This is a genomic window from Rheinheimera riviphila (assembly GCF_004005945.1).
GTDB classification, from domain to species: Bacteria; Pseudomonadota; Gammaproteobacteria; order Enterobacterales; family Alteromonadaceae; genus Pararheinheimera; species Pararheinheimera riviphila.
This window is the reverse complement of the sequence record NZ_SACS01000001.1, coordinates 364,693-388,579: the sequence shown is the minus strand read 5'-3', so window position 1 is coordinate 388,579 and position 23,887 is coordinate 364,693. Positions and strand designations below refer to the sequence as shown.

Here is a 23,887-nt window from a genome sequence, read left to right as displayed (position 1 = left end):
AAAAGTTAACTTAAAGTGTGTTTATGTGTTATTTAATTAAGTGCCGTGTGCTGCTGTTGCTCTGCTGCTTGTTCTTGATGGCGGCCAGTAAACCTGATTTGTTGCTGGCCGAAGTCTACCGCGAAGGTATTGCGGTAGAGCAGTATTGGATCAGCGAAAAGCTCGATGGCGTGCGGGCCTATTGGGACGGCAAACAGCTGATCAGTCGCGGCGGTGAGGTCATCGCGGCGCCGATCTGGTTTGTGGCTGACTTTCCAAAAACAGCCTTAGATGGCGAACTTTGGATCGGCCGCAATCAGTTTGCTGCGACCTTCAGTATCGTCAGTAAATTACAGCCACAAGACCACGAATGGCAGAAAATTCAATACCATATCTTTGAACTACCAAACGCTCCCGGCAGCTTTACCGAGCGTATCAGCGCGATGCAAATTCTGATCAAACAACACAACAGCCCATATTTAACCCTGATCCCGCAATTTCGGATTGCAAATAAAACACAGTTGCTGGAAAAACTGCGCCAGCTGGAACAACAAGGCGCCGAAGGCCTGATGCTGCATCATCAGGATGCGCTTTATAAAACCGGCCGCAGCAGCGATTTACTGAAACTGAAAAGTTATCAGGACACCGAAGCGCAAGTCATCGGCTACCGCCCGGGCAAAGGCAAATACCAGGGCATGGTTGGCGCTTTAGTGGTAAAAACCGCCGAAGGCAAAACGTTTGGCCTCGGCAGTGGTTTAACCGACGCGCTGCGCCAAAATCCACCGAAAATTGGCACTGTGGTGACCTACCGCTATAACGGTTTTACCAATAAGGGGCTTCCGAGGTTTGCGCGGTTTTTACGGGTTAGGCAGGAGTTGGAGTGAGGGGTTTTAGGCGTTGGCGCAAGAGCTTTATACTGTTTAATGCGCTTGAACATCGATTAAATGCTAGCCTTAGTTTGGGGCTAAGTTAAGCGTTGTGATGTTGTGATTGCGACGCTCGAGTTGGTAGATCGCAAAATGAAGATTGGGGTGTTTTAGGCTTTTTTCTGACGAGTCTTATACGTTTTTTTACAAGTCAGCACAGCCAATAAAACAACATCGCCATACAAACAATTTAACTGCCGAAGGAGCATTCATGGACATCAAACCGATTAAAACGGATGCCGACTACCGTGCGGCACTCCAGGAAATTGAAAATCTGATGATGGCCGAAGCAGATACCGCAGACGGCGAAAAGTTGGATGTAATGGTGACATTGCTTGAAGCTTATGAAGCAAAACATTATAAGCTGGATTTACCGGATCCTGTTGAAGCTATCAAGTTTGAAATGGAGCGAAAAGGTCTAACAGTGAAGGATCTTGAGCCGATGATCGGCAAAAGCAATCGTGTCTATGAGATCCTGAACTATAAAAGATCACTGACGTTAAAAATGATCTGGAGACTGCATCAAGGTCTTGGCATTCCGGCTTAATCGTTGATTAAGCCGTCGCAGGGCAATGGCTGAAAATTGTGAGTCAAAGCTTGGGGATCTGCATTGACAGATGTTACCTGTCTCAAAGTTAAAACGGTGATAAATGCTTTATGAGTGAATTTCAGTGTTATCGGTTTGAATGTGTGGATGGTTACTTAGATAACAAACAACGGTCAGCGTTACGAGCCATTTCAAGCCGTGCCGAGATTACGGCAAACTCTTTTCAGGTTGGGTATCACTACAGTGGCTTAAAAGCTGGGCCAGCGGATGTGATGTTGAATAATTTTGATATTGGCCTCTACTATGCAGATTGGGGCAATATCGATGTATACATCAAGTTGCCTTCAGGCACCATTCCCGATGCATTTTTACCGAAAAGCGACATCAATATTGATGTGGTTAACACACAATCCTGGCAATTGTTAATTTTTTCAATTGAAGAGTACGAAGACTATTTTACCGAGGACGATACAAACGATTTTTTCCCGCATCTGGCGTTGCTGCGCGCCGAACTGATGCAAGGAGATTGGCGTTTAATCTACCTGATGTGGCTACGAGCTTTGCATCTAAAACAACAGCCTGCGCCTATCCCATTGCTTCATTTAGATTTTCAGCAGTTGACGGATCCCCAACGAGCCATTGGCAAATTGTTTGATGTTCCTTTCGAATCAGTAACAGCGCTGTCTTTAGTCTTGGCAGACCATCCAAGTCACTCCGTCCTGCAGACCCGGCTTGAGGTGACGACCTGGCTCAATCAGTTGACAGACTTGCAGAAAAATCAGTTGTTAACAACTCTCTTTGAACAAAATCAGTTATCGCTGAGCCAGGCACTGGCAATGACCCGCCAAGCGCAAGCGGCTGCACAAGCGGTTTATGTCCATTGGCTTGAGCCGGAAATATTGGCGCCTTATTTAGCGCTGGCCGCGCAGCAATACATGCAGGAACAAGCGCTTGCTCAGGCGAAAAAATTTGCGGCGGAACAAGTTGAAAAAGCACAACAGCTGACACAGATTTATCAAGAGCGCGATGCGATTTGGCAAATGGCTGAACAACAGGCGGCACGGTTTTGTGCCAGTGGCTACGACAATGCAGCTGACTATCTGCAGCAACTTGCTGGCGCCTATCGGTTTAACGCAGAACAAGCCGAATTTGATCGTCGCTTTAAGCTTTTTGTTGCCCGGCATCAGGGTAAAAAAGCTCTGTTAAGAAGACTGGCGATAATGAGCTGGTGAGTTTGGCGTTTAGGGATTCAGTCTACGCCGTTTGGTCGCCTTGTTGTATGCCAAACACTTTGGCCGGGTTACTCAAACTAAACAGTGATAAACGGAATTTCGACTGCCTGTGCTTTTAGATAAGTTGTTCGTGAGATGATATTCTCACTTAAGACCTTAAAATACTGGATATCGTCAGCTGTGATATCGGGCTGCTCTTTTAGGTGATTGATCAGAATACTGCCAGAGCCTTGATCAGAGAGTTGCTGGATCACTTTATTTGCAAGCCCGACGAACAGTCGCGACAACAACTTCTTATCAATCATACAGGTTTCAGCAAAGTCAGCTAACTGATAGCCATGAATATCCTGCGGTTCAAACTGGTCCCCAATTGCCATGGCTAAAACATGCTTAAACTGTGGAAACATTGCGATATTTACCAAATCATAGGCGGGTGTAAATCGGGTATTTTGCTTATCGAAGTACAGCGAGACGTTTTTGCCGTGGCTGTCGTAATTGCTGATCATTAAATTGAATAACTGCCAGAGGATCAGCCATTGTGTGCTTTCTACGGGGGAAGACATGCCCCTGCAAAACTGAAACAGTTTTGGCAGGCTGGCTCCATCCCGAATGTGTTGAACGTCTCTGCCATCGCCAAGATTGTGTTCATATTTGTGATCTCTTGGTAAATTCAGTGCTTGGCAGCCGTCGATGACATGACGTCTCATCACTTTTTGCGTCTCTGAAACGTATTTGCGGTCAAATCGTTTCACGACCAGTGCCGGGTGAGAACCGAATCGTCTAAATACCACTTCTGCGGTTGGAAGGCCGACGGCAGTTGAGAGTTTCATGCAAAAGAATTCGTTCAACACGAGGTTAGGGCAGTTTCTTCGTTCAAATTTCAGGATATGAGTGGAGCACAATGAGCCGTCACCAAAGCCAAGGTTACCAGCTTCATCAAGAAAGACATTTAATTTGTCCTGTACACCAGCCACGCTGAGTCGTGGTTTGTCATCCCATGTGAGTAAGCCAAACTCTTCTTTTATATTCAGTCGGGCGATGAGCTCTGGCTCTTCAAGTAGCCTGAAAATGGGCAGACTCTCATCTGATTGGCTCTGTTGAGCAGGCCTAAAGGTTATTGCGCCAGCTAAATCATGACCAATAGCGCGAACTTGCGAGTAAACATTTTTTTCAGAAACACCCAAGTTTTCAGCCAGTAGTTTTCGCGCTTCGCCCTCGGGTAGGACGTTATCAATATAGTTGTAGGCGACTTCTGGAGTATGTTGATTATTCAGCGGCAGATGAGGCGAAATGGCAAACCCCTGTTGCTGCCACTGCGCCGTATAGCTAAGTTTCAGTAGGCTGGTGGTGTTATCCAGTGCCAATGTGCCGATGATATCATCGCCATATCTGACATGCAGTTGATAGGCGTTCATGTTAAAGGCTTCAGTGTTCACTATCATCAAACCCACTCGTCTTCTTCACTTGATGGGGGCGTGATCAGCATCAGCTCTTTCGAAGTCAGTTTAATGCCCAAGCCGTTTAAGACAGAGAATGCCGCAGCTAATGTGCAATTCGCGTTCCCGTTTTCTATGCGTGACAGGGTATTGATGCCAATTCCACAGAGTGCGGCACAGTCGGCTAGTTTAATACCGAGCTTTGTTCGTTTCGCTTTGATCAGTTGCCCCAGTACTTCTGCGTTATCGATAAACGCTGAACTCGGCATATCTGAAGCGGTGACTCTCTTTGCCATTATAGGAGGAACTCTGTCGTCATTAATCACTATGTTTGGTGATTATAGAGTGGCCTTGAAAAATTTCAAATATAATCACTGGTAACGGTGATCAAATGAGGCATAAGGGGTGTTATTCTAAATAATTAACTGATAATGGTGATTTATTGGGTTTCGAATCAGCAATGTAGATGTTTGTTGTTCCAATTATTTATCTCTACATTCTAATCGCGGGTGCAGCAAGCAGCTATGCTGCCTTTTTGCGCTCCGCTCCTTCTGGCATCTCAATCACATTCGATGTTAAGCCTGTTAGCGGAAGAATGATATCAGCCATCATCTCGTACACAGATGTTCGCTGCTTAAAGCGACTTGATATACCGTAAGGACGTGTACAACTGTTCGATTTATTTGAATTTTTTCGACATGATATTTTTCTGTGTCGATACCATCGTCATATCAAGACCCTATCCATGAAACCAGCAAAACTGGTGCGATAGCTGGAACGGCATCAAATTACCGACTGGTGGCAACAAGCCTGGCACGGCGAAACAGAGCAAAAAAGGTTCTTTGCCGAAGTCGCGCTGTCCCTGCCCAACATCGCCTACAACTGCGCAGGTTACAGCCTGCAGTTCCAGTCGGCAGGGATTAAACAGCGCTTGCAGGTGGCGGGGTGGTAGTGATTGAACAGTTACCCCACCGCTAACTTCGCAGTCTCGTGCCACATAAAGTCAGGCATTGGATTGCGGAGTTGCCATACTATATTCATCGGTTGTGAGCCGGTGTGGCTCACGTAGTCGACTTCGCCGAAGTTGACGAAGCCCATGGTGTTGCCGAATTCGTCATCACTTTGTTCGCGTACGAATAAAAACAGCCGTTTGCCGATTTCTTTGTGCTGGATATATTCCAAACCTCTACCTGCGTCTGGTCGTGAGCTGTTTTGGGATTGCCAATGAAACAATGCTTCATTAATCGCGTAGTCGTGATACATGGTATTGGGCGAAAACACTTTTGGGTTTTTATTCAGAGTCACGAACAATAATTCGATATTAAGTTGCTGAACTACGTAAACACCTTCACGCACGACAACTCGGTTTTCAAATGTCGTAGCGCCAAAAGCGGTAATTATTTGCTCACGTGCATAACGGGCATGCAAACGCAGTGGCACATCCGGCAAGTCAGCAATTGCCGCTTGGTGATGTTTGATCTGCTGCATCCGCCAGGTTAAAACTTCAGCCAGTTCACGGCATAGTTCAGGCTGCGAGAGGGCTTTTAAGCTGGTCTTTATACTTTCAAACCCAGCTGCCTGTCCTGTGGCTTGCCAAAAATCGTAGTGGCACATCAGTGCGCGAACGTCTTGTAGGTCACTTAGGTTAAAACCGTCCAGACAGAGCTGCCTGACATACTGCAAGTACTGGTAGTCATCACAGCCCAGAAACCGCGTCACAATTGCACGTTTAAACATTTTTTGTAGTGCTTCAGTAGGTGCTGTGTAAAAACCGGCCGTGTTGGCTTCCGCTACTTTGAGCTCCGGCAGAGTAGGGTGGTAATTTGGTAGTGCATTTGTTTCCTGCAACAGCTGCACCCAGCCGCGATGTTTATACAAGGCCTGAATGTCTAAAGTCGGGTTGAAGCGCAAAAAGTTAATTAAATTCAAAGGCTCGCTATGGTGCTGCGAATAATTCTGCACTGCTTGGCGTAATCGGGCGGCGTTAAAAATGGCGTGTCGGATATTGGCTAACACCAGTTCCTGTGCCTGTTTGCTCAGTTGAATACTGCAACCAAGCGGCGCATTTGGAAAACCCTGCTCAATTTCATTGGAAATTGCTTTGTTGCTGCGACCAATCAGTGCGCGAAATTTGCTGGCAAAGTCATATTCAGGGCGCGAATTACCGACAAAATCGAGCACTGTGCAGCATTGTTTGTCGTCAGCTAAGCGCAAGCCTCGGCCGAGTTGTTGCAGGAAAATGGTTAAACTTTCCGTTGGCCGTAAAAACAACAAAGTATCGACTTCAGGGATATCGACCCCTTCATTAAAGATATTGACGACGCACAAGACGTTGATAGTGCCGTTTCGTAGCGCTTGTTGTTTTTCAATACTTTCGTCCCTGTTGTCGCTGATTAGAATGTCCGCTTTGATCCCTTTTAGCAGAAACTGCTGAACCATGTAGTTGGCATGATCACGACTGACGCAAAACGCCAGTGCGCGCATCCGATTGATGTCAGTGACCACTCGCTGCATTTCGTACACGATTTTATGCAAACGGCTACTGTTGTGGGTGTACAGGTTCGTCAGCTGTGTTACGTCATAACGTCCACTCGCCCAGCTGATTTTGCGAAGATCGGTATCGTCATCAACTGCAAAGTACTGAAATGGGCACAAGTGCCGCTGATTAATCGCTTCAGGCAATCGGATCTCTGCGGCAATCACGCCGCAAAAATCAGCCAGTACATCACCGCCATCGTGTCGTTCGGGTGTGGCGGTTAAGCCCAACAAGATCTGCGGTGTAAAGTGATCCAGCAGTTTACGATAGGTTTGTGCTGTGACGTGATGCACTTCGTCGATCACGATGTAGTCGTAGTAATCATGCGAGAGTTTTAACGTATCGAGCTGACTATTAAGTGTTTGGATAGAAGCAAACAACTGTCGATAATGATCAGGTTGCTGGCCGCCAACCCATAATTCACCAAAATTACTGTTACGAAGTACGCCGCGGTAAGCGTTTCTGCCTTGCTTTAAGATCTCTTCGCGGTGGGCAACAAACAGAAATGTTGCGTTCGGTTTAGCCCTTAAAAACCGAGCGAAATCAAAGGCAGAGATCAGTGTTTTGCCGGTTCCTGTCGCTGCAACCACCAAGTTTTTGTAACGGCCATGTACCTGTCGCTCGACGGCCAATTGCTCCAAAATATCACGTTGATGCGCGTACGGTTTTACTTCAAAAAAGAAAGTCGAGTTTTCTTCCTTTTGCGTATTGGATGCTTGTAAGGCTTGGCTGAGTTTGGTTTTGCTGGCTTTAGAGCCGTCAAACAATTCAAATTCTTTGGACGCCCAATAGGTTTCGAAGGTGTTGAGTGATTTTTCAATAATATGTGGGATCTCTTTAGATGTGATTTTGAGATTCCACTCCAAGCCACTGGTCAATGCCGAATGTGACAGGTTGGAAGAACCAATGTAACCCGTGTGGTAGCCGGTATTTCGCAAAAACAAGTAGCTCTTGGCATGCAAGCGTTCGCGATTGGTGTTGTAGCTGAGTTTGATTTCGGTGTTGGGGAGCTGGGCTAAATATTCCACCGCCTTGGCGTCGGTAGCACCCATGTACGACGTGGTGATGATTTTTAACTGCCGCCCGCTTTGGGTGAATTCTTCGAGTTCTTTACTGAAGATGCGAATCCCGGTCCACTTGATAAATGACACCAGCCAGTAGATTTTGTCAGCTGACAATATCTCCCGTTTCAACTCGGTTTCTAACGAGATACCCGCGTTACTGCCGCAAAACAATTCGCTTTGCCGAAGACCAGTGAGTGGAAAAACGCCCGCAACATAATCGTGTAGGTTTGCTGCGATTGGATTTTGTGTGTCATAGATTGCGCGGAGTATTTTTCCCTGGGAATCAATCAGGTTGTCTTCAAAGAATTGCTGCTCGGCGAATTGCTGTTTTAACCATAGTAACAGCTTATTGGCCAAATCGATTTGATCGTAGAGTTGCGAATCGCCAGATGGAACTGCGGCAATGGCGTATTCGAAGATTGGCGTTAAAAAATTTGCCAGCCATTTCGCAGCTTCGTTCGTGCTGAGTGGCCTTTCGTCAACGTAATAACGTACACGATCCAATCGGCTTTCAATCAGCTGGGTAAGTAATTGCTCATAAATGCCAAGTTGTTGCATCAGATTCCTTTCATGCCCTTAGATCCTGTCCTGTATTACAGACGATTTCGAGGCTTTAGTACCTTATAGGGGGGCAATATTACAATATCCCGTCATTAGGGATTTGTCATGACACATTTATCGTCAATCATCGTTGAGATTGAACCAGTAAGTTAAAGCGCTCAAGCATTTTCGCTTAAGCGCTTCGTTTCTATAGCTCGGTGATTTATTGTTGAGGTGTTTCAGACGCAGCACAGAGGAATAGATTTTTAGGCCATCAAAAACAAAAATACCAGGCCAGAAATGCTGGTACGCCGCAGCCTGCATCAGGCTGGTTTTCGATATCGTTTGCATGATACAGATCTGAACAATGGCTGGAGTTGATTACCATGTGGTTGCAGATCGGTAATTCCGTCAGCGAATTACCTCCGTTCTGACTAAATATCGAGGCTTAGACCAACTTCCGGATCGCCGTTACCCCTTCATTGGCAAATACTGCGTAAAATACAACGGCAGCACTATGTTGGTTTGCTCTAATGCTGAAGAGCCCTGGGTGCCGGTTAATTTGAATGTTTTGGTTGGCGCACACTTTTCGACGTAGGACGCCAGCGATTTAGCCCTGGTGCGTTTGCCACTTTTGACTTCGACCGGGACAATATCGCCTTCATTCGTTTCAATGATGAACTCAATTTCGGCACGTGCATCATGCCAAGAGTAGCTGGGGTCGATGCCAATAGCGGTGAGCTCCTGCTGCACAAAGTTCTCAGCAATATATCCTTTATATTCATAGTTTTGCTGTTTAATTTCTCTAAAGCGCGTTCCCAGCATATGGTGAAGCAGGCCCACATCAAACAGAAACAGCTTCACCATATTGTCTTTTTTATAGGCGGCAAGCGGTGATTTAGGCATTCCTTCAATGGGATAGTTTGCCAACACCAGGCGACAGCATTTTAACCAGTGGATCGCGGTTTCAAAATCGCTGTAGCGGGATTTGCGGTCATGGACATTTTTAAACTTGTAGCGTTTAACTGATTCGTCCATCACCAGTGACAGTTGTGCAGGGATGTTATTGAATACCGATTCGATCAGTGTCGCATCAACCTTACCGGTATATTTACCAAAATCTCGTCGGTAGCCTTCGACTAAATCGGCATGAATTTTAGTCACCTTTTCAACACGATCTAAAATGCCCAATTCTTTGAACTGGTACCAGGCGGCAACGGCTTCTGGCATGCCACCCGTAAAGAAGTAATCTGTTAGTTTGTCCATCAATTTTGCATGCGCAGCAGCAGAATTTGCTTGTGTATCAAACGCTTTAATTAACGCTGCTTCTTGGGACGCATAAATAAACTCTTTAAAGGTTAACGGGCGTAAGTTGTATTGCTCGACTTTACCCACGGGAAAAGTGTTTAACAAACCAATATTTGAGCCACTTGCCGCTACATAATAAGTGGGCGCCTTTTCCGCGAAATATTTGAGCGAAATGACGGCACGTTCACACTCGCCAATCTCATCTAAAATCAACAAGTCGGTTGTTGGATTAAACGCTTGGTTAGTGATCAGCTCAATGTTCATCAACAGCTCATCTGGTGAAAGCGAGCCATCAAATGCCTCTTTGTAGGCAGGATTTTCCAGAAAGTCGATGCGAAGGACATTGGTAAAAGTCTTACCAAACAGTTCTTTCAGCAAAAAAGTTTTACCAGTTTGCCTGGCGCCGTCAATCAATAAGGGTTTACGCAAGGCTTGGCTTTTCCACACCAGCAAGGCGTTGAGTAAGGTGCGTTGCATCGATATTTCCTGCCAAAAAGATCGTTTACTGGTCAATACTATAACCCGACGCACACTTTTACGCGCATAAAAATGTAAAAAAAACCAATTTTATGCGCGTAAAAGTGTTGAGAATGATCTGTATCCCGCACTGGTTGGCGAGTAAATGCCAGTATCCCCCATTAAAGTGGGAGGGTAATGGTGGGTGTCAGTGGACGTTGGTGGATGCTATGTTTTGGTAAATGATTGAAATACAATTGGTAATGGACGATTTCGGACGTCAATAAACACTATTCAATATTCTGGATCTGCCTGTATTTTTCTGTTTTTAAATCTATTTAAATCAATATCTTGAAGATTATTTTGGTTGTTATTTTTATAACTACCCCCCACGTTACCCCTCGCTAAAAAAAGCGCAAAAACGCAGTGAAAAATTTATTGATTGAATCGATCTCGTGCTTTAAAGGCGTTGTAATCGCTTGAAATTTAAGCACTTTTGAAATGGGCTTCATTATCATTTTTTCGAAGCATCAGGAGCATCATTGCCGCATCAAATTTCTCAGATTTACCTTAACTTGAAGCCGCAGTCGCAGCAACAGCCAGATATTCAAGTAGAGTCTATACAAGACTCGGTAACCATATTGTTCACTGCGACAAGCATTTCCAAACGAACTTTTACTCTGGGGATCGTTAGGGTTATCGATGTGATACATCTTTGTTCTTGATGGGCAATAAATACGTCACGCGATGTAATGTGAACTTAGACCGAACTGTGGCCTTTGAGGAAACAGTCATAAAGCAGGTCAGCAAACTGTTTATCGTTGATTGTGCCTAACACCAGGTCGACCATAGCGTCTGCCATGAGTTCACGTTCAACATTAACTTCGAAATCATTAAGAGACAAATATTCCAAGGCAACCATCAACCCTGTCCGTTTATTTGCATCAGAGAGAGCATGAGCTTGTGCAATTGCTAGCGCATATTTGGCTGCGATTTCGAAAACGTCATCTAGACCCTCATACAACATCGCGTTGTCGATCCGTGAAAGTGCACCCTCCAGTTTGCCTTTGTCCGGAGCACCTTTATTGCCTGGTTCGGTCGCAAGGATAAAAGCATTGATCTCAATCACCCGAGCTGCGGGAAAATGAATCAGATTCATCACATGGCAGCCAAGCGTTTGAAAGTGTTCTTATGCTGAGAGAGGATCAACTTTGCCTCAGAATAGACCAATCGTTGGCCCTCTGGAGTGCTCAAATCTAGCTGTTTTGTAGGCTTGATTTTGGGGCGATTTACTGGCTCCGCCACACCGTATTTGGCTAGTTTATTTTCCATGTTCGTCACCTTAACATTGATCGCTATTGATTCTAAACCTGACAGCTCAAAGTGTCGACTTAAAGTCCACACCCGGTGGAGTCTCAGCACCAGATTCGGTAACCATATTGAGCAATTTACATGTGTCATCTTGGATGCTTGTTTAAAGCCTGTACAACAAAGTGTCGTATTTTTGCTTGGGGATTTGTCGTATTTTTGTTAAATTACAAATCGTAGCAGTTGGAGGCGCCTCGTGGCCAAATTCAGTCTAAAGCAGCAGGTTGAACAGCAAATTGCTAACACAGGGCGGGATGTTTTTCTACGTACTGATTTTGCTCAGCTGGGTGGTTATGATCAGGTTGGGCGAGCGCTCCGGAAATTAGTTGCTGAAGGTAAGTTACTAAAAATTGGTTACGGCTTATACGCTAAAGCCCGGATCAGCAGTATTACCGGAAAACCGATGTTAGCTTCTGTTGGCGGGTTTAAAGCGGTATCAGAACAAGCGTTAGAGCGATTAGGTGTAGCCTGGCAACCCTCAGATGAACTGGTGCGTTACAACAAGGGTGAAACCACTCAGGTGCCAGTGAATGCCAAAGTTATCGTAAAGAGTCGATTCAACCGCAAAATTTATTTACGCAATATGAAACTTCAGGTCGAGCAGCGTTCGTAATTCTACAGCAGTGAGGAAAATGAATTCTGTTATGTCTAAAAATCAAGTTGGCTCACAGCATTTTGACAATCTGGCTGATATCGATGCCAGACTGGCAGAGATTGAGCATGAAAAGTCCCAACTGTTAGCGCGCAAGGAAGAGTTGCTTCGACCGCCACCGAGTTACACTTCAGACGCCATTCTTACCAAAGATCAAAAAATTGCAATATTTCGCGACCTGTTTCGCGGGCGACAGGATATTTTTGCCAACCGCTGGCAAAATAAGCAAGGTCGGAGTGGCTATGCGGTTGCTTGTAATAACGACAAAACGGCAGGAGAGCCGTTTTGCACAGGGTGACTGCCTGAAAGGTGAGCGCCAAGGATGGCGCGAATGAATGGGTGCAGGGGATCTGCCATAAACCCCGTATAAAATGCCAGGATTGCCAGCACCGGCAATTCACCGAGTTGTCCAATCAGGTGATCTATCGTCATTTGGCAGGCCAGCAAATCGTCGGTTTGTATCCATTGCTGCACGACAACACCTGTTATCTGCTTGCTGCAGATTTCGATAAAGGACATTGGCAAGATGAAGTCAAAGCCATGTCGAAGGCTTGTGTGGAATTTGATATTCCTCATGCCATCGAAATTTCCCGCTCTGGTAACGGTGCCCATTTATGGATTTTCTTTGAAGATAAAGTGTCTGCTCAGCAAGCGCGTTTATTGGGTTTTGCTCTGCTTGATAAAGCGATGGAAGTTTTTCCTCATCTGTCGTTTGATTCCTATGACAGATTGTTTCCCAATCAGGATATTCTGCCTGAAGGCGGATTTGGCAACTTGATTGCTTTGCCTTTGCAACGAGAAGCAAGGCTCGCCGGTAATAGTTCATTTGTAGATGCAGATCTGAGGTTAATCGGCGATCAATGGCAATTTCTGGCACAGATGAAGCGAGTCAGACCACAAGAGCTAGCCAGATTACTCAGCCTGCTATCACCAACCACAGCAATACTGACAGAGCAGAAAGTCATTGAGCAGCGCCCTCCCTGGGAGCTTACGGCAAAACCTGATAAGTTCATCCTGAAAAATGCTCCATCCCATTTAACCATCACTTTAGTGGACCGCATCTACTTTGACCTGAACCAAACTCCAGCAGTCCTGGTGGCCAGATTGCGACGCTTAGCCAGCTTTGCAAATCCGGTGTTTTTCAAAACTCAGGGGCTGCGTTTTTCCACCCATGGCATTCCAAGATTTATCTCATGCGCACGAATTGAACAAGGTTACCTGTCATTGCCACGTGGCTGCCTCGATGAGGCAATTGAGTTACTTCAGGAATGTAAAATTGAACCGCGATTTGATGACAAACGAGTCGTGGGAAAAAAGCTGGTTGGTTTAAAGCCACTGTTGACGTTGCGGCAAAACCAGCAACTTGCTGTCAAGGAAATGACAAAACACGACACTGGCACTTTGCATGCGCCGACCGCATTTGGCAAAACAGTGACTGCGATAGGTATGATTGTAAAACGCAAAGTAAATACGCTCATACTGGTGCATAGTCGTCAGTTGCTGGAGCAATGGCAGGAAAGGCTGAGCGCATTTTTACCAGACACCCAAATTGGCGTGATAGCAGGCGGCAAGAAAAAGCCAACCGGTGTCATTGATATCGCTACCTATCAAAGTCTGATCAACTTAAAGGACAATAGCATTTTGTCACTGGTGCAAGATTATGGTCACGTGATTGTGGATTAATGCCACCACGTCTCTGCCCCGCGTTTTGAAATGGTATTAAACGAAGTTCGGGCTAAATATATGTTAGGGTTGACCGCGACACCAGAACGCCAAGACGGCCATCAGAAAATTATCTTCATGGCAGCTGGCCCTATCAGGCATAAAGTGAAATCGCAAACTGAAGACCAATTCGATCAGGAGGTGCAAGTCCATCAGTTGCATGATGCTGCGAAATTAGAATCAGCTTCACCTGAAGAGCGACTGAAAATAACCGATGCCTATCGAGCCATTGTGGAAAATGAGTCCCGCACCCACCGGATTGTGGCGGATATCCTGCAAAGTATTGATGCGCAGCGACATCCATTAGTGCTGACCGAACGGCGTGAACACGCGCAAATGCTTCATCGTCTGCTGCAAGATAAAGGGATTGATTCGGTTATTCTCACTGGGGCCATGAAGGCTGCCGACCGCAAAAGTGCCAATGAACATCTAAAGACGGCCAAAGTTGTCGTTGCCACCGGAAAATACATTGGAGAAGGTTTTGATCTACCGAGGTTAGACACGCTTTTTCTTGCAATGCCCATCGCCTGGAAAGGCGCGCTGGCGCAATACGCCGGTCGGATCCATCGCGAGTCTACCGGTAAAACTTTGGTCACCATCCACGACTATGTCGATTGCGGTTTTCCGATGTTGCAGCGGATGTTTGCCAAACGTGAGAAAAGTTACAAGGCTATGGGGTACAAAATAGCGGACTCGTGAAAGTTGTCTTCATCCGTTTTGATTCAATGATTTTTGATTCAATGATTTTTGATTCACAGGTGCGTAATTAATCTCAGGTGCGTTCGTCAGAACAAATGCATCGTTCACCGATGATCCAAACTGTCGGAACAGAACCAAGTGCAAGCAAACACTGGAATAGCCACAATGAAAACGCAAAAATTAATATTTTCGTTGACATGCTGCCAGTGATAATTAAACTCAAATTATATTAATTGCGTTTAAGGTAAAGCTATGGCTAGGGTAAGAGTGCCAAAATCGTTGGGTGAACTGTTACAAAGCATGCCTGCTGCTGAGTACTTCGCTTTGTTTGGCAAGTTCGGTGCAACAAACGAAGAAGGGCTTTACCTTCATTGGGATAAGTTCATGTGGCGGGTGCCCAACGGCATTTCTGAAGAGGCTGCGTGGGTAGCGACGAAGTTTGCCAGAAAAACGATGTTGAAAACTCTGCCAATGCTTCTTGCAAACAAAAGCGCAGACAAAGAGGGTGAACATTTCAGCTACTGTGTGCCTGAGTCGCTGTTCGCCAAACTGCATCACATCGACAAAAGCACTGGCGGTGGCCACGACCTGGGAGATGGAACTTTCATCACAGCGAAGGAAAAAGACAGGTATTTGGTGAAAAGTCTGATGATGGAGGAGGCCATTACTTCATCACAGCTGGAGGGGGCATCGACGACCAGAGCTGTTGCCAAAGAAATGTTAGAAACCAGCAGGACGCCAAAAGATAAATCGGAACAGATGATTTTCAATAATTATCTGTTGATGAAAAAAGCCGTTGAAAAGAAAGACGAGCAACTTTCCATTGATCTGATTTTAGAGCTGCACCAGATCGCAACTTTTAATGCGATTGATAATGATGCCAAGCCTGGTGAACTTAGACAAGACAACGAGATTGATGTACGCAATATCTATAACGAGGTCGCGCATACACCACCTTGTTACACCACGCTGAAAGAACGGCTCAGCCCGCTTTGCGAGTTCGCTAATGAAAACCATTTGGAAAGTGCTAATAGCTTTATTCATCCGGTGATCAAAGCCATTATTCTGCATTTCATGATTGGCTACATCCATCCGTTTGGCGACGGCAACGGCAGAACGGCCAGGGCCTTGTTTTACTGGTATATGCTGCGTTCCGGTTACTGGCTGTTTGAGTTTGTGTCTATCAGTAAGCTCATCAAAGAAAAAAGGAGTGACTATGACACGGCCTACATTTACACCGAGACCGATGATTTTGATCTGACGTACTTCATTTACCATCAAGTGGATGTGATCATCAAAGCAGTTGATGCACTGCGGGCGCACATTGCAGCGAAAAAGTCGGATTTCTATCACTTTATCGAGTGGATTGAAAAAAGCCCGGTGTCGCACAAGCTCAAGCGTGGCCAGCTTGAGTTGCTCAAAGATGCATTGAAACAACCCGGTAAAGTGTTTACCGCAAAGCAGGTCGCAGTCGAGTTTGATATCACTGAAAACACCGCCAGAACCTATTTAAATGGCCTGGTGGATGAAGATTTGTTGATGCCGACGAAAAGCAAAAAAGGCAAAGAGGTGAGCTATGTATCACCGGCAGGGTTGCAGCAACGACTGAAGTTGTAGTTTTGGTGGCAGCCAGTGATATCAACAAGCTGCGAAGCGGAGCTGGGGCAGACACTCCGATGTTTCATAGAGATAGCCAATACAAAAATAGATATTGCATGGCGTGCCCATAATCAATCTTACTTTGGTGAAGGAGGAAAGTCAGTGATGTTTGTTTCACTGGTGTTTATGATGAATGAATCATCGCAATCTGAATGACGTTTCATGAGGTGATTAATCTTGCCAATCACCTCATGTGATGATTAGATTAATATCTGTATTCACCTCACAAAGCGGGAAACTACCTCATGTGGATTTGGCAACAACCTGATTGGCCTGGTCAGCGGCATGCAGGGTTAAAGGTTTTTCGTTATGACGAGGTGGTGTTGGCCCCTATGTTACGCCAATTACATTTTTTGCAGGGCGTGTTGCTGGGCAAAATGGGTATTCAGCAAAACCAGCAGGCTGTATTAGATAACATGCTGGCAAATATTCTGACTTCCAGCGCCATTGAAGGCGAGCGCCTGAATCATAGTGAAGTGCGTTCATCATTGGCCCGCAAGCTGGGGATTGCTGAAACACAAACTGTTGCGACGACAGCCCAGTCTGACGGACTTGCCGCGATGGTGACTGATGCGGTTGGAAATTGGCAGCAGCCATTAACGCTAGAACGATTGTTGCAATGGCATGCCTGGCTGTTTCCGTCTGATAGCTCACTCATTCAGAGAGAGCAAATAGTACAGCGGGTGCAGGGCGGGCAGCTTCGCGGCGACGCGCCAATGCAGGTTGTCTCAGGTAGGATCGAGCGACCCAAAGTGCATTTTGAAGCACCGCCGCGGCAGGCATTGGAGAGCGAGCTGCATTGCTTTGTCGACTGGTTTAACGCATCGAAGGAAGATGCCAATTTAGACCCGCTGCTGCGTGCTGGTATAGCGCACTTCTGGTTTATCACTATCCATCCGCTGGAGGATGGCAATGGCCGTTTAGCAAGGTTATTAACCGATCTCGCATTGGCGCAAGCAGAGCATCAGTCCATCCGCTTTTATGCCATGTCGGTTGCCATCCTGGAGCGACGCAGCAGTTATTATGATGTCCTTGAGCAAAGCCAAAAAGGGGATACTGATATTACCGCCTGGTTGGTCTGGTTTCTCGACACTCTGGCAGCCAGCCTGCGACAGGTGCTGGACGATATCGAACAAACCCTGCAAAAAACCAGATTCTGGCAACAGGTTGATCAAACCCGGCTGAGTCAAGAGCAAGTCAAAGTTCTAAACCGCTTGCTAGACGGCGATTTCAGCGAAGGAATTAGCAATAGCCAATACGGCAAAGTTGCCAAAGTAAGCCCGGCGACCGCTAGTCGACATCTGGCCCAGCTTGTTGAGTTGGGCTGTTTGGTGAGAACTGAAGCGGCGGGCAGGAGTACGAGGTATAAAATCGCATAGCTTGGAGCGCCAGAGTAATCCTGTGAATCGAAGTGGGGTAGTTTTAGAGGACATCAGCAAAAAAGGTTGCAAGCCACCACCTTAGCCACCAAACAGAAGGGTGCTAGGTGGCTTAGTGTGAAACCGGGAGAAACAGTAAATATGTTTTTATCAGTGACTTAGAGTTTTTTTGGTGCAGTGTGAATAGGGCCAAAACATCATTCGACGTTCTGTATTTGCTCCCGCATCTGCTCAATAAGCACTTTAAGCTCCACCGCAGTATTCGTAATCTCCGTAGAAATCGCCTTCGAAGACAACGTATTCGCTTCGCGGTTGAATTCCTGCATCATAAAATCGAGGCGGCGGCCGACGGCTCCGCCTTGTTTGAGGCTGTGGCGGGTTTCTTTGATGTGGGCGTCGAGGCGGTCGAGCTCTTCGGCGACGTCGGATTTTTGGGCGAGGAAGGCCATTTCTTGCTCGAGGCGGTTGTTGTCGATGTCGGCTTTAATTTCCTGCAGCCGGGTGTGCATTTTGTCGCGTTGCCATTGCAGTGCTTGCGGCAAGTGGGTGCGCAAGGTGGCGACGTGGCCGGAGATTTGGTCGAGGCGTTCGCGCAGCATTTGTTCGATGGCGGCGCCTTCACGGCCACGGCCGGCCTGGAAATCTTTTAAGGCGATGTCAAAACCGGCCAGCAATTCGGTTTGCAGGCTGTCCATGTCGGCTTCCTGGGTTTCCATCACGCCGGGCCAGCGCAGAATGTCGGCAACATTAAGTTGCGCTTGCGGGCATTTTTCCAGTAATTGCTGGGCCGATTGCAGTAACTGCGCGGCAAAAGCGTCGTTAATTTTCAGCTCGCCGCTGGCGTTGGCGGCGTTGTAACGCAGGTTAATTTCCAGTTTGCCGCGGTTTAAAGTTTGGCGCAGTTTGTCGCGCAGCAGGCCTTCAATACCGCGAAATTGCTCAGGTAACCGAAAATAACTCTCGAGATATCTTTGGTTAACTGAGCGGATTTCCCAGACGGCGTTGCCCCAGCTGGCTTTAATTTCGTGGCGGGCGAAAGCGGTCATGCTATGGATCATGGAAGGTCCTTAAATAGAAAAATTACCGCTGCTTGCTGGCAACTACAGCCTTTACAAAGCATGGCAAAAATATGGCAATGAATACGGCAGCAAAATACCGCAAAAAACTGAGTATACCCGTCCTGATTGAAGCTGCAACCGCAATTACTTTGCACCAGACAACCGGCGCGAGGGCGCTGCGGATGGCAATACGGCGCGCATGCCCCTATAATGGCCGATTGAAATTCAGTGTATTCAGCAAACAGAGGTTCCTCATGCGTCCAAGCGGCAGAACAGCCAGTCAAATTCGTCCGATCAGTTTCACCCGTAGTTTCACCGCGCATGCCGAGGGCTCAGTGCTGGTGGAATTTGGCAACACCAAAGTGCTGTGTACTGCTTCGGTTGAAGAAGGCGTGCCGCGCTTTATGAAAGGTCAGGGCAAAGGTTGGATCACCGCTGAATACGGCATGCTGCCACGCGCCACCCACACCCGCAACGATCGCGAAGCTGCCCGTGGCAAGCAAAGCGGCCGTACTATGGAAATTCAACGGTTAATTGGTCGTGCCCTGCGCGCCGCTGTTGATTTATCCTTATTAGGCGAAAACACCATCACCTTCGACTGTGACGTGATCCAGGCCGACGGTGGCACCCGCACCGCCGCTATTTCCGGTGCTTGTGTGGCGTTATGTGATGCATTAAGCCATTTACGCGCCAAAGGCACCATCAAAACCAACCCGTTAAAGTATATGGTTGCTGCAGTCTCCGTTGGGATCTACAAAGGCGAAGCAGTGGCTGATCTTGAATACACTGAAGATTCAGCCGCCGACACCGACATGAACGTGGTGATGACTGAAACCGGCAAACTCATTGAAATTCAAGGCACTGCGGAAGCGGCACCATTTAGCTTTGAAGAAATGCAAGACATGATGGCGCTGGCAAAAATTGCCATCCGTGAAATCATCGACGAACAGAAACGCGTTTTAGCCTGAGGTTGCCATGAAAGCTTTTCAGATTGAATTTATTGAGTTTGCCCTGAGTCGTCAGGTGCTGAAATTTGGCTCTTTCACTTTGAAATCCGGCCGCACCAGCCCGTACTTTTTCAATGCCGGTTTATTTAATACCGGCGGCGATTTAGCCAAATTAGGCCGTTTTTATGCCGCTGCAGTGCAGGAATCCGGTATTGCATTCGACGTACTGTTTGGCCCTGCTTATAAAGGTATCCCGATTGCCACCACCACAGCGGTGGCGTTGTTTGATCAGCATCAGCGCGATGTGCCTTATTGCTTTAACCGCAAAGAAGCCAAAACCCATGGTGAAGGCGGCAGTTTAGTCGGCTCGCCACTCAAAGGCCGTATTCTGCTGGTGGATGATGTGATTACCGCTGGCACTGCGATCCGTGAATCGATGCAAATCATTCAGGCGCAGGGTGCTGAGCTTGCTGGCGTATTAATTGCGCTGGATCGGCAGGAGCGTGGTCAGGGTGAATTGTCGGCCATTCAAGAAGTTGAGCGTGATTTTGGGACCAAAGTGGTGTCGATTATCGGCCTGAACGACCTGATTAATTACCTGCAAGGCAAACCTGAGCTGGTTGAGCATCTGGAAGCGGTGTCGGCTTATCGCGCGCAATATGGCGTGAAGGTTTAAGCTGCTTCAGGGTTTCTTAAGCTGACAATGCGATAAAGCTGTTGCTGGAATCAATGGGGTCAGAGTTGTACTCTGACCCCAAAAGTTGCGGATCTCAGATTTTTTAATCAAATCAATGGTGAAACAGTGATCAATAAACCTAATGGCAGTGGTTTCGGCCGAATTCTGAAAGCAACTGAATGTTCGCGCAAAGGTTTTGTCGCCGCCTGGCGGTTTGAAGCGGCGTTTCGGCAGGAAGCTGGTTTAGCCATCATTATGCTGCCATTGTCGTTTTGGCTGGCACAATCAGCACAGCATTGGGCGCTGTTAGTGTCGGTGCTGCTATTAGTATTAATTGTTGAGCTGTTAAATTCGGCGATTGAAACTTTGACCGATCGGGTTAGCCTGGAACGCCACGAATTATCAGGTCGCGCCAAAGATTTGGGCTCGGCCGCTGTAACTTTAAGTCTGACGGTGGTGTCGGTAGTGTGGGGTGTGGCGATTTACCAGAAATTTGCCGGTTAATGGCGGCTTTATGCGCTAAAGGCCGCTTGGAATTTCACTAAATAGACTTTGCCGTAGTACCAGCCACTGACTAGCAAATTGCTGGCTTGGTACCCGGGTAAACCCAGATCGCACAAACTGGTGAATTTTGCCTTCGCAAAACGCCAGCAATACATTTGCCAGATCGCTTTCGTCCTGAATAAAACCTTTACCTTCCCGTAACTTGCGTTCGCGCAGGCATTGGCGCAGCAGCAATTCCAGCTTGTCGAACAGCAGCGCGACCCGTTCGCGCAGTCGCTCTTGTTCACCTTGCAGCGCGTCGCCGGTCAGAATGCGGCACATCCCGGGATTGCGATCGGCAAACACCAGCAACATCTGCAAAATCAGTTCGACCCGGACTTCGGTTTGTTTGTGTTCTTGCAAAATCGCATTGATGGTATTGAGTAAAGTCGTTTCGATAAACTCAATCAGCCCCTCAAACATCCGCGCTTTACTGGGGAAATGCCGGTATAGCGCAGCTTCCGACACGCCCACCTTCGCCGCTAGGGCGGCTGTGGTGATGCGCTGGCCCGGATGACTTTCCAGCATTGCCGCTAAGGCTTGCAGAATTTCATCTTTGCGGTTGGCGCTGCGCACAGTGCTCATGGTTGACCCGAAATCAGACCCGAAATCAGCACTTAGTGATGACCTGAATGGCCAAAACCACCTTCGCCACGTTCGCTTTGGTCAAAATCCAGTACCAGACTAAAATCGGCCTGCACTACTGGCATAAACACCAGCTGCGCAATGCGATCACCAGGTTGAATAGTAAAGCTGTCATTGCCACGGTTCCAGGTTGAAACCATCAATTGCCCCTGATAATCCGAGTCAATTAAACCGACTAAATTACCCAGCACAATACCGTGTTTATGGCCAAGGCCAGAGCGCGGCAGAATTGTGGCACACAGGTTTGGGTCACCAATATGAATAGCGATGCCGGTTGGGATCAAAAAGGTTTCGCCCGGTTTTAATTCCAGCGGCGCATCTAACAAAGCCCGTAAATCCAGGCCGGCAGAACCTGGCGTGGCATAGGCTGGCAACGGATATTCAGTGCCGATGCGTGGGTCGAGAATTTTCAGTTCAATGTTTTTTTTCATTTTGGTATTGCTCAACAATCAAAGTGATCAGGGCCTGTGCCAGGGTGTTTTTGTCTTGCAGTGGCAGCGCTTGTTCAAACTGAGGACCATAAACAGTCAGGGCATTTTGCTCGCTGTTAAAGCCTTGTCCAGCTACCGAGACATCATTGGCACAAATTAAGTCTAAGTTTTTATTCAGTAATTTTTGCTGCGCATACTGTGCAACTTGTTCTGTTTCGGCGGCGAATCCCACTGTATATGGGCGATGTGACGTTAAGGCGGCGATGCTTGCGATAATGTCCGGATTTTTCACCAGCTGCAGTGTCAGCACATCATTATCTGCGGTCTTTTTCAGTTTCTGTGGCGCTACTTCCGCCATCCGATAATCCGCTACCGCGGCACAACCGATAAAAATATCATGTGTTTGAGCTGCGGTTAACGCGGCTTGTTGCATCTCGATGGCGCTTGCGACATCAATCCGGCTAACTCCGGTTGGTGTTGTCAGCTGCACCGGGCCACTAATCAATGTAACTTCTGCACCCAATTTTGCAGCAGCAGCAGCCAGCGCATAACCCATTTTGCCGGAGCTATGGTTGCTGATGTAACGCACCGGATCAATGGCTTCGCGGGTTGGGCCAGCAGTGATCACAAACTTTAAGCCTGTCAGTGGTTTAGCTGGTGTACTGCCCGTTGTTTGAAAGTGCTCAACCAGCAACTCGGCCAACTGCAGTGGCTCAAACATCCGTCCCATACCAACATCACCACAGGCTTGATCACCTGCTGCTGGGCCATAAATGTGAATTTTATGTGATTTTAAGGTTGCTAAATTATTTTGAGTAGCTATGTTTTTATACATCTGCTGATTCATAGCAGGTGCAACGGCCAGTGGCGCGCTGGCGGCTAGAATACAGGTGGTCAGTAAATCGTTGGCCATGCCGTGAGCAATCCGGGCAATCACATCGGCAGATGCCGGAGCGACCAGAATAAAATCGGCCCAACGCGCCAATTCGATATGGCCCATTGCCGCTTCTGCGGCAGGGTCTAATAAAGACTGGCCAACCGGATTGCCGGAAAGGGCTTGTAACGTCAAAGGCGTAATAAATTCAGCTGCGGCCGGGGTCAGAATCACCCGCACCTCGGCACCACGCTCTTTTAAACGGCGGACTAAATCCGCTGCTTTATATGCAGCAATACCGCCGCTGATACCAAGCAGAATATTTTTGCCCTGCAGCGGCAGGGAAGGAGTCACAGAGGTCATAACGGGAAAACCGAGCCTGAAATTCGTGGCAATAAGATAACATGAAGTAGAACTCAAGGACGAGCGTCATGAACATCAAACAATGGCCGGAAGCTGACAGGCCGCGGGAAAAATTACTGGCGCGTGGCGCCACGGCTTTATCTGATTCCGAGTTACTGGCGGTATTCCTTGGCAATGGCATCGCCGGGTTAGATGCTGTGGGCCTGGCACGGGAATTATTGGGTGAATTTGGCAGCTTAAAACAACTTTTTGCCGCTAGCCGGCAGAAATTTTGTAGTTGCAGGGGTTTGGGTTTGGCCCGATATGTGCGAACTCAGGCGGTGTTGGAGCTGTGTCGACGCTGTTTATATGAGAATTTGCAGCGCGAAACCGTCTTTACCGAACCTGGTTTGGTAAAAAATTATCTGCAATACAGTATTGGCATGGAACAGCGTGAAGTCTTTATGTTGTTGTATTTAGACAGCCAACACCGGCTGATCAAAGCCGAGCCGTTATTTTACGGCACAATTGATGCGTCGCCAGTGTATCCGCGTATTGTAGTTCAAAGCGCTTTAGCGCATAATGCCGCCGCCGTTATTTTGGCTCACAATCATCCATCCGGAGTTGCTGAGCCGAGTCGCGCTGACCGCGCTATCACTGAACGTCTTTCTCAAGCCATGGCTTTAGTCGACATTAAGTTGCTAGATCATTTTGTGGTTGGCGACGCAGAGGTGATTTCCTTTGCGGAACGCGGCTGGCTTTAATGATCTGTGAGGATCGCATGCATTTTTTGCGCGAAACCAGACTAGAATAGCCTTGAGTTTTGCCTGCTGATCGTGTATAAATTGCGCCCTTTCAGAAATCCGGG

Annotated in this window: 24 protein-coding genes; 14 read left to right on the top strand and 10 right to left on the bottom strand. The window is 47.3% G+C overall.

The window, feature by feature from the left end; translation table 11 throughout:
* Positions 1 to 23: 23 nt before the first annotated feature.
* From EOE67_RS01670 to EOE67_RS01660, 3 genes are all read left to right on the top strand, one after another.
* On the top strand, positions 24 to 863 hold the full coding sequence (locus tag EOE67_RS01670) for a DNA ligase (protein WP_127697304.1): 840 nt from the start codon (positions 24 to 26) through the stop codon (positions 861 to 863).
* 253 nt (positions 864 to 1,116) lie between these two features.
* On the top strand, positions 1,117 to 1,452 hold the full coding sequence (locus EOE67_RS01665; RefSeq protein ID WP_127697303.1) for a helix-turn-helix domain-containing protein: 336 nt from the start codon (positions 1,117 to 1,119) through the stop codon (positions 1,450 to 1,452).
* A 110-nt stretch (positions 1,453 to 1,562) separates the two neighbouring features.
* Complete coding sequence (locus EOE67_RS01660) at positions 1,563 to 2,684, top strand: hypothetical protein (RefSeq protein ID WP_127697302.1); 1,122 nt, start codon at positions 1,563 to 1,565, stop codon at positions 2,682 to 2,684.
* A gap of 77 nt (positions 2,685 to 2,761) precedes the next feature.
* Here EOE67_RS01660 and EOE67_RS01655 read toward each other — a convergent pair whose 3' ends face one another.
* The 3 genes from EOE67_RS01655 to EOE67_RS01645 form a co-directional block, all read right to left on the bottom strand.
* Positions 2,762 to 4,099, bottom strand: a complete 1,338-nt coding sequence (locus EOE67_RS01655) for a HipA domain-containing protein (protein ID WP_127697301.1) — start codon at positions 4,097 to 4,099, stop codon at positions 2,762 to 2,764.
* Positions 4,100 to 4,125: 26 nt separating this feature from the next.
* A complete protein-coding gene (locus EOE67_RS01650; RefSeq protein ID WP_127697300.1) occupies positions 4,126 to 4,416 on the bottom strand; it encodes a helix-turn-helix domain-containing protein in 291 nt (96 codons plus the stop codon).
* Positions 4,417 to 5,083: 667 nt separating this feature from the next.
* Positions 5,084 to 8,278: a DEAD/DEAH box helicase gene (locus EOE67_RS01645; protein WP_127697299.1), complete on the bottom strand. Its 3,195-nt coding sequence runs from the start codon at positions 8,276 to 8,278 to the stop codon at positions 5,084 to 5,086.
* A gap of 255 nt (positions 8,279 to 8,533) precedes the next feature.
* Here EOE67_RS01645 and EOE67_RS20645 point away from each other — a divergent pair, with 255 nt between their 5' ends.
* On the top strand, positions 8,534 to 8,641 hold the full coding sequence (locus tag EOE67_RS20645; RefSeq protein WP_206099408.1) for a hypothetical protein: 108 nt from the start codon (positions 8,534 to 8,536) through the stop codon (positions 8,639 to 8,641).
* A gap of 90 nt (positions 8,642 to 8,731) precedes the next feature.
* Here the strand turns inward: EOE67_RS20645 and EOE67_RS01635 are convergent, their stop codons facing one another.
* The 3 genes from EOE67_RS01635 to EOE67_RS01625 form a co-directional block, all read right to left on the bottom strand.
* Positions 8,732 to 10,045, bottom strand: coding sequence for an ATP-binding protein (locus EOE67_RS01635; RefSeq protein ID WP_127697298.1), 1,314 nt, complete (start codon positions 10,043 to 10,045; stop codon positions 8,732 to 8,734).
* 739 nt (positions 10,046 to 10,784) lie between these two features.
* The gene (locus EOE67_RS01630) at positions 10,785 to 11,183 is read right to left on the bottom strand and encodes a type II toxin-antitoxin system death-on-curing family toxin (protein WP_127697297.1); all 399 of its coding nucleotides are present in this window, start codon (positions 11,181 to 11,183) and stop codon (positions 10,785 to 10,787) included.
* The gene (locus EOE67_RS01625; protein WP_127697296.1) at positions 11,183 to 11,356 is read right to left on the bottom strand and encodes an acetyltransferase; all 174 of its coding nucleotides are present in this window, start codon (positions 11,354 to 11,356) and stop codon (positions 11,183 to 11,185) included. Before EOE67_RS01625 ends, EOE67_RS01630 begins: the two co-directional genes overlap by 1 nt.
* Before the next feature lie 232 nt (positions 11,357 to 11,588).
* On the opposite strand from EOE67_RS01625, the gene EOE67_RS01620 reads away from it, so the two are divergent.
* The 6 genes from EOE67_RS01620 to EOE67_RS01605 all read left to right on the top strand — a co-directional run bounded on the left by EOE67_RS01620 (position 11,589) and on the right by EOE67_RS01605 (position 17,503).
* Complete coding sequence (locus EOE67_RS01620) at positions 11,589 to 12,005, top strand: conjugal transfer protein (RefSeq protein ID WP_127697295.1); 417 nt, start codon at positions 11,589 to 11,591, stop codon at positions 12,003 to 12,005.
* A gap of 19 nt (positions 12,006 to 12,024) precedes the next feature.
* Positions 12,025 to 12,342, top strand: coding sequence for a TOTE conflict system archaeo-eukaryotic primase domain-containing protein (locus EOE67_RS21060; RefSeq protein ID WP_420849749.1), 318 nt, complete (start codon positions 12,025 to 12,027; stop codon positions 12,340 to 12,342).
* 11 nt (positions 12,343 to 12,353) lie between these two features.
* Positions 12,354 to 13,727, top strand: coding sequence for a TOTE conflict system archaeo-eukaryotic primase domain-containing protein (locus tag EOE67_RS20770; RefSeq protein WP_420849748.1), 1,374 nt, complete (start codon positions 12,354 to 12,356; stop codon positions 13,725 to 13,727).
* 30 nt (positions 13,728 to 13,757) lie between these two features.
* Entirely contained in the window at positions 13,758 to 14,465 is a 708-nt protein-coding gene (locus EOE67_RS20765) for a DEAD/DEAH box helicase (RefSeq protein ID WP_240652670.1), read from the top strand.
* 252 nt (positions 14,466 to 14,717) lie between these two features.
* Positions 14,718 to 16,082 carry a Fic family protein gene (locus tag EOE67_RS01610; protein WP_127697294.1) on the top strand — a complete coding sequence of 455 codons (1,365 nt, stop codon included), beginning with the start codon at positions 14,718 to 14,720 and terminating at the stop codon, positions 16,080 to 16,082.
* Positions 16,083 to 16,369: 287 nt separating this feature from the next.
* Positions 16,370 to 17,503: a Fic family protein gene (locus EOE67_RS01605; RefSeq protein ID WP_127697293.1), complete on the top strand. Its 1,134-nt coding sequence runs from the start codon at positions 16,370 to 16,372 to the stop codon at positions 17,501 to 17,503.
* Between the two features lie 197 nt (positions 17,504 to 17,700).
* Here EOE67_RS01605 and EOE67_RS01600 read toward each other — a convergent pair whose 3' ends face one another.
* Positions 17,701 to 18,561 (bottom strand): YicC/YloC family endoribonuclease, encoded by an 861-nt coding sequence (locus EOE67_RS01600; RefSeq protein ID WP_127697292.1) that lies wholly within the window; start codon positions 18,559 to 18,561, stop codon positions 17,701 to 17,703.
* A 254-nt stretch (positions 18,562 to 18,815) separates the two neighbouring features.
* Between EOE67_RS01600 and rph the strand changes: the two genes are divergently transcribed.
* The 3 genes from rph to EOE67_RS01585 all read left to right on the top strand — a co-directional run bounded on the left by rph (position 18,816) and on the right by EOE67_RS01585 (position 20,688).
* On the top strand, positions 18,816 to 19,529 hold the full coding sequence (gene rph / locus EOE67_RS01595; RefSeq protein ID WP_127697291.1) for a ribonuclease PH: 714 nt from the start codon (positions 18,816 to 18,818) through the stop codon (positions 19,527 to 19,529).
* Between the two features lie 7 nt (positions 19,530 to 19,536).
* The gene (pyrE, locus tag EOE67_RS01590) at positions 19,537 to 20,184 is read left to right on the top strand and encodes an orotate phosphoribosyltransferase (protein ID WP_127697290.1); all 648 of its coding nucleotides are present in this window, start codon (positions 19,537 to 19,539) and stop codon (positions 20,182 to 20,184) included.
* A 126-nt stretch (positions 20,185 to 20,310) separates the two neighbouring features.
* Positions 20,311 to 20,688, top strand: coding sequence for a diacylglycerol kinase (locus EOE67_RS01585; RefSeq protein ID WP_338069025.1), 378 nt, complete (start codon positions 20,311 to 20,313; stop codon positions 20,686 to 20,688).
* Positions 20,689 to 20,703: 15 nt separating this feature from the next.
* Here the strand turns inward: EOE67_RS01585 and slmA are convergent, their stop codons facing one another.
* From slmA to coaBC, 3 genes are read right to left on the bottom strand one after another with little or no spacing between them, the layout of a single operon-like run.
* Entirely contained in the window at positions 20,704 to 21,312 is a 609-nt protein-coding gene (gene slmA / locus EOE67_RS01580) for a nucleoid occlusion factor SlmA (RefSeq protein WP_127697289.1), read from the bottom strand.
* Positions 21,313 to 21,344: 32 nt separating this feature from the next.
* Positions 21,345 to 21,803 (bottom strand): dUTP diphosphatase, encoded by a 459-nt coding sequence (gene dut, locus EOE67_RS01575; RefSeq protein WP_127697288.1) that lies wholly within the window; start codon positions 21,801 to 21,803, stop codon positions 21,345 to 21,347.
* Entirely contained in the window at positions 21,787 to 23,040 is a 1,254-nt protein-coding gene (coaBC, locus tag EOE67_RS01570; RefSeq protein WP_127697287.1) for a bifunctional phosphopantothenoylcysteine decarboxylase/phosphopantothenate--cysteine ligase CoaBC, read from the bottom strand. Before coaBC ends, dut begins: the two co-directional genes overlap by 17 nt.
* Positions 23,041 to 23,108: 68 nt before the next feature.
* Between coaBC and radC the strand changes: the two genes are divergently transcribed.
* Complete coding sequence (gene radC / locus EOE67_RS01565; protein WP_127697286.1) at positions 23,109 to 23,783, top strand: RadC family protein; 675 nt, start codon at positions 23,109 to 23,111, stop codon at positions 23,781 to 23,783.
* Positions 23,784 to 23,887 lie beyond the last annotated feature (104 nt).

Bases quoted from the DNA above. Each gene is read 5' to 3' on its own strand.
- coaBC (WP_127697287.1), bottom strand. From the start codon at position 23,040: ATGACCTCTGTGACTCCTTCCCTGCCGCTGCAGGGCAAAAATATTCTG.
- EOE67_RS20765 (WP_240652670.1), top strand. From the start codon at position 13,758: ATGGTATTAAACGAAGTTCGGGCTAAATATATGTTAGGGTTGACCGCG.
- EOE67_RS01655 (WP_127697301.1), bottom strand. From the start codon at position 4,099: ATGAACGCCTATCAACTGCATGTCAGATATGGCGATGATATCATCGGC.
- EOE67_RS01610 (WP_127697294.1), top strand. From the start codon at position 14,718: ATGGCTAGGGTAAGAGTGCCAAAATCGTTGGGTGAACTGTTACAAAGC.
- EOE67_RS01605 (WP_127697293.1), top strand. From the start codon at position 16,370: ATGTGGATTTGGCAACAACCTGATTGGCCTGGTCAGCGGCATGCAGGG.
- rph (WP_127697291.1), top strand. From the start codon at position 18,816: ATGCGTCCAAGCGGCAGAACAGCCAGTCAAATTCGTCCGATCAGTTTC.
- EOE67_RS01600 (WP_127697292.1), bottom strand. From the start codon at position 18,561: ATGATCCATAGCATGACCGCTTTCGCCCGCCACGAAATTAAAGCCAGC.
- EOE67_RS01665 (WP_127697303.1), top strand. From the start codon at position 1,117: ATGGACATCAAACCGATTAAAACGGATGCCGACTACCGTGCGGCACTC.
- EOE67_RS21060 (WP_420849749.1), top strand. From the start codon at position 12,025: ATGAATTCTGTTATGTCTAAAAATCAAGTTGGCTCACAGCATTTTGAC.
- EOE67_RS01630 (WP_127697297.1), bottom strand. From the start codon at position 11,183: ATGAATCTGATTCATTTTCCCGCAGCTCGGGTGATTGAGATCAATGCT.
- EOE67_RS01670 (WP_127697304.1), top strand. From the start codon at position 24: ATGTGTTATTTAATTAAGTGCCGTGTGCTGCTGTTGCTCTGCTGCTTG.
- radC (WP_127697286.1), top strand. From the start codon at position 23,109: ATGAACATCAAACAATGGCCGGAAGCTGACAGGCCGCGGGAAAAATTA.
- EOE67_RS01660 (WP_127697302.1), top strand. From the start codon at position 1,563: ATGAGTGAATTTCAGTGTTATCGGTTTGAATGTGTGGATGGTTACTTA.
- EOE67_RS01635 (WP_127697298.1), bottom strand. From the start codon at position 10,045: ATGCAACGCACCTTACTCAACGCCTTGCTGGTGTGGAAAAGCCAAGCC.
- EOE67_RS01650 (WP_127697300.1), bottom strand. From the start codon at position 4,416: ATGGCAAAGAGAGTCACCGCTTCAGATATGCCGAGTTCAGCGTTTATC.
- EOE67_RS01645 (WP_127697299.1), bottom strand. From the start codon at position 8,278: ATGCAACAACTTGGCATTTATGAGCAATTACTTACCCAGCTGATTGAA.
- EOE67_RS01625 (WP_127697296.1), bottom strand. From the start codon at position 11,356: ATGGAAAATAAACTAGCCAAATACGGTGTGGCGGAGCCAGTAAATCGC.
- dut (WP_127697288.1), bottom strand. From the start codon at position 21,803: ATGAAAAAAAACATTGAACTGAAAATTCTCGACCCACGCATCGGCACT.
- slmA (WP_127697289.1), bottom strand. From the start codon at position 21,312: ATGAGCACTGTGCGCAGCGCCAACCGCAAAGATGAAATTCTGCAAGCC.
- pyrE (WP_127697290.1), top strand. From the start codon at position 19,537: ATGAAAGCTTTTCAGATTGAATTTATTGAGTTTGCCCTGAGTCGTCAG.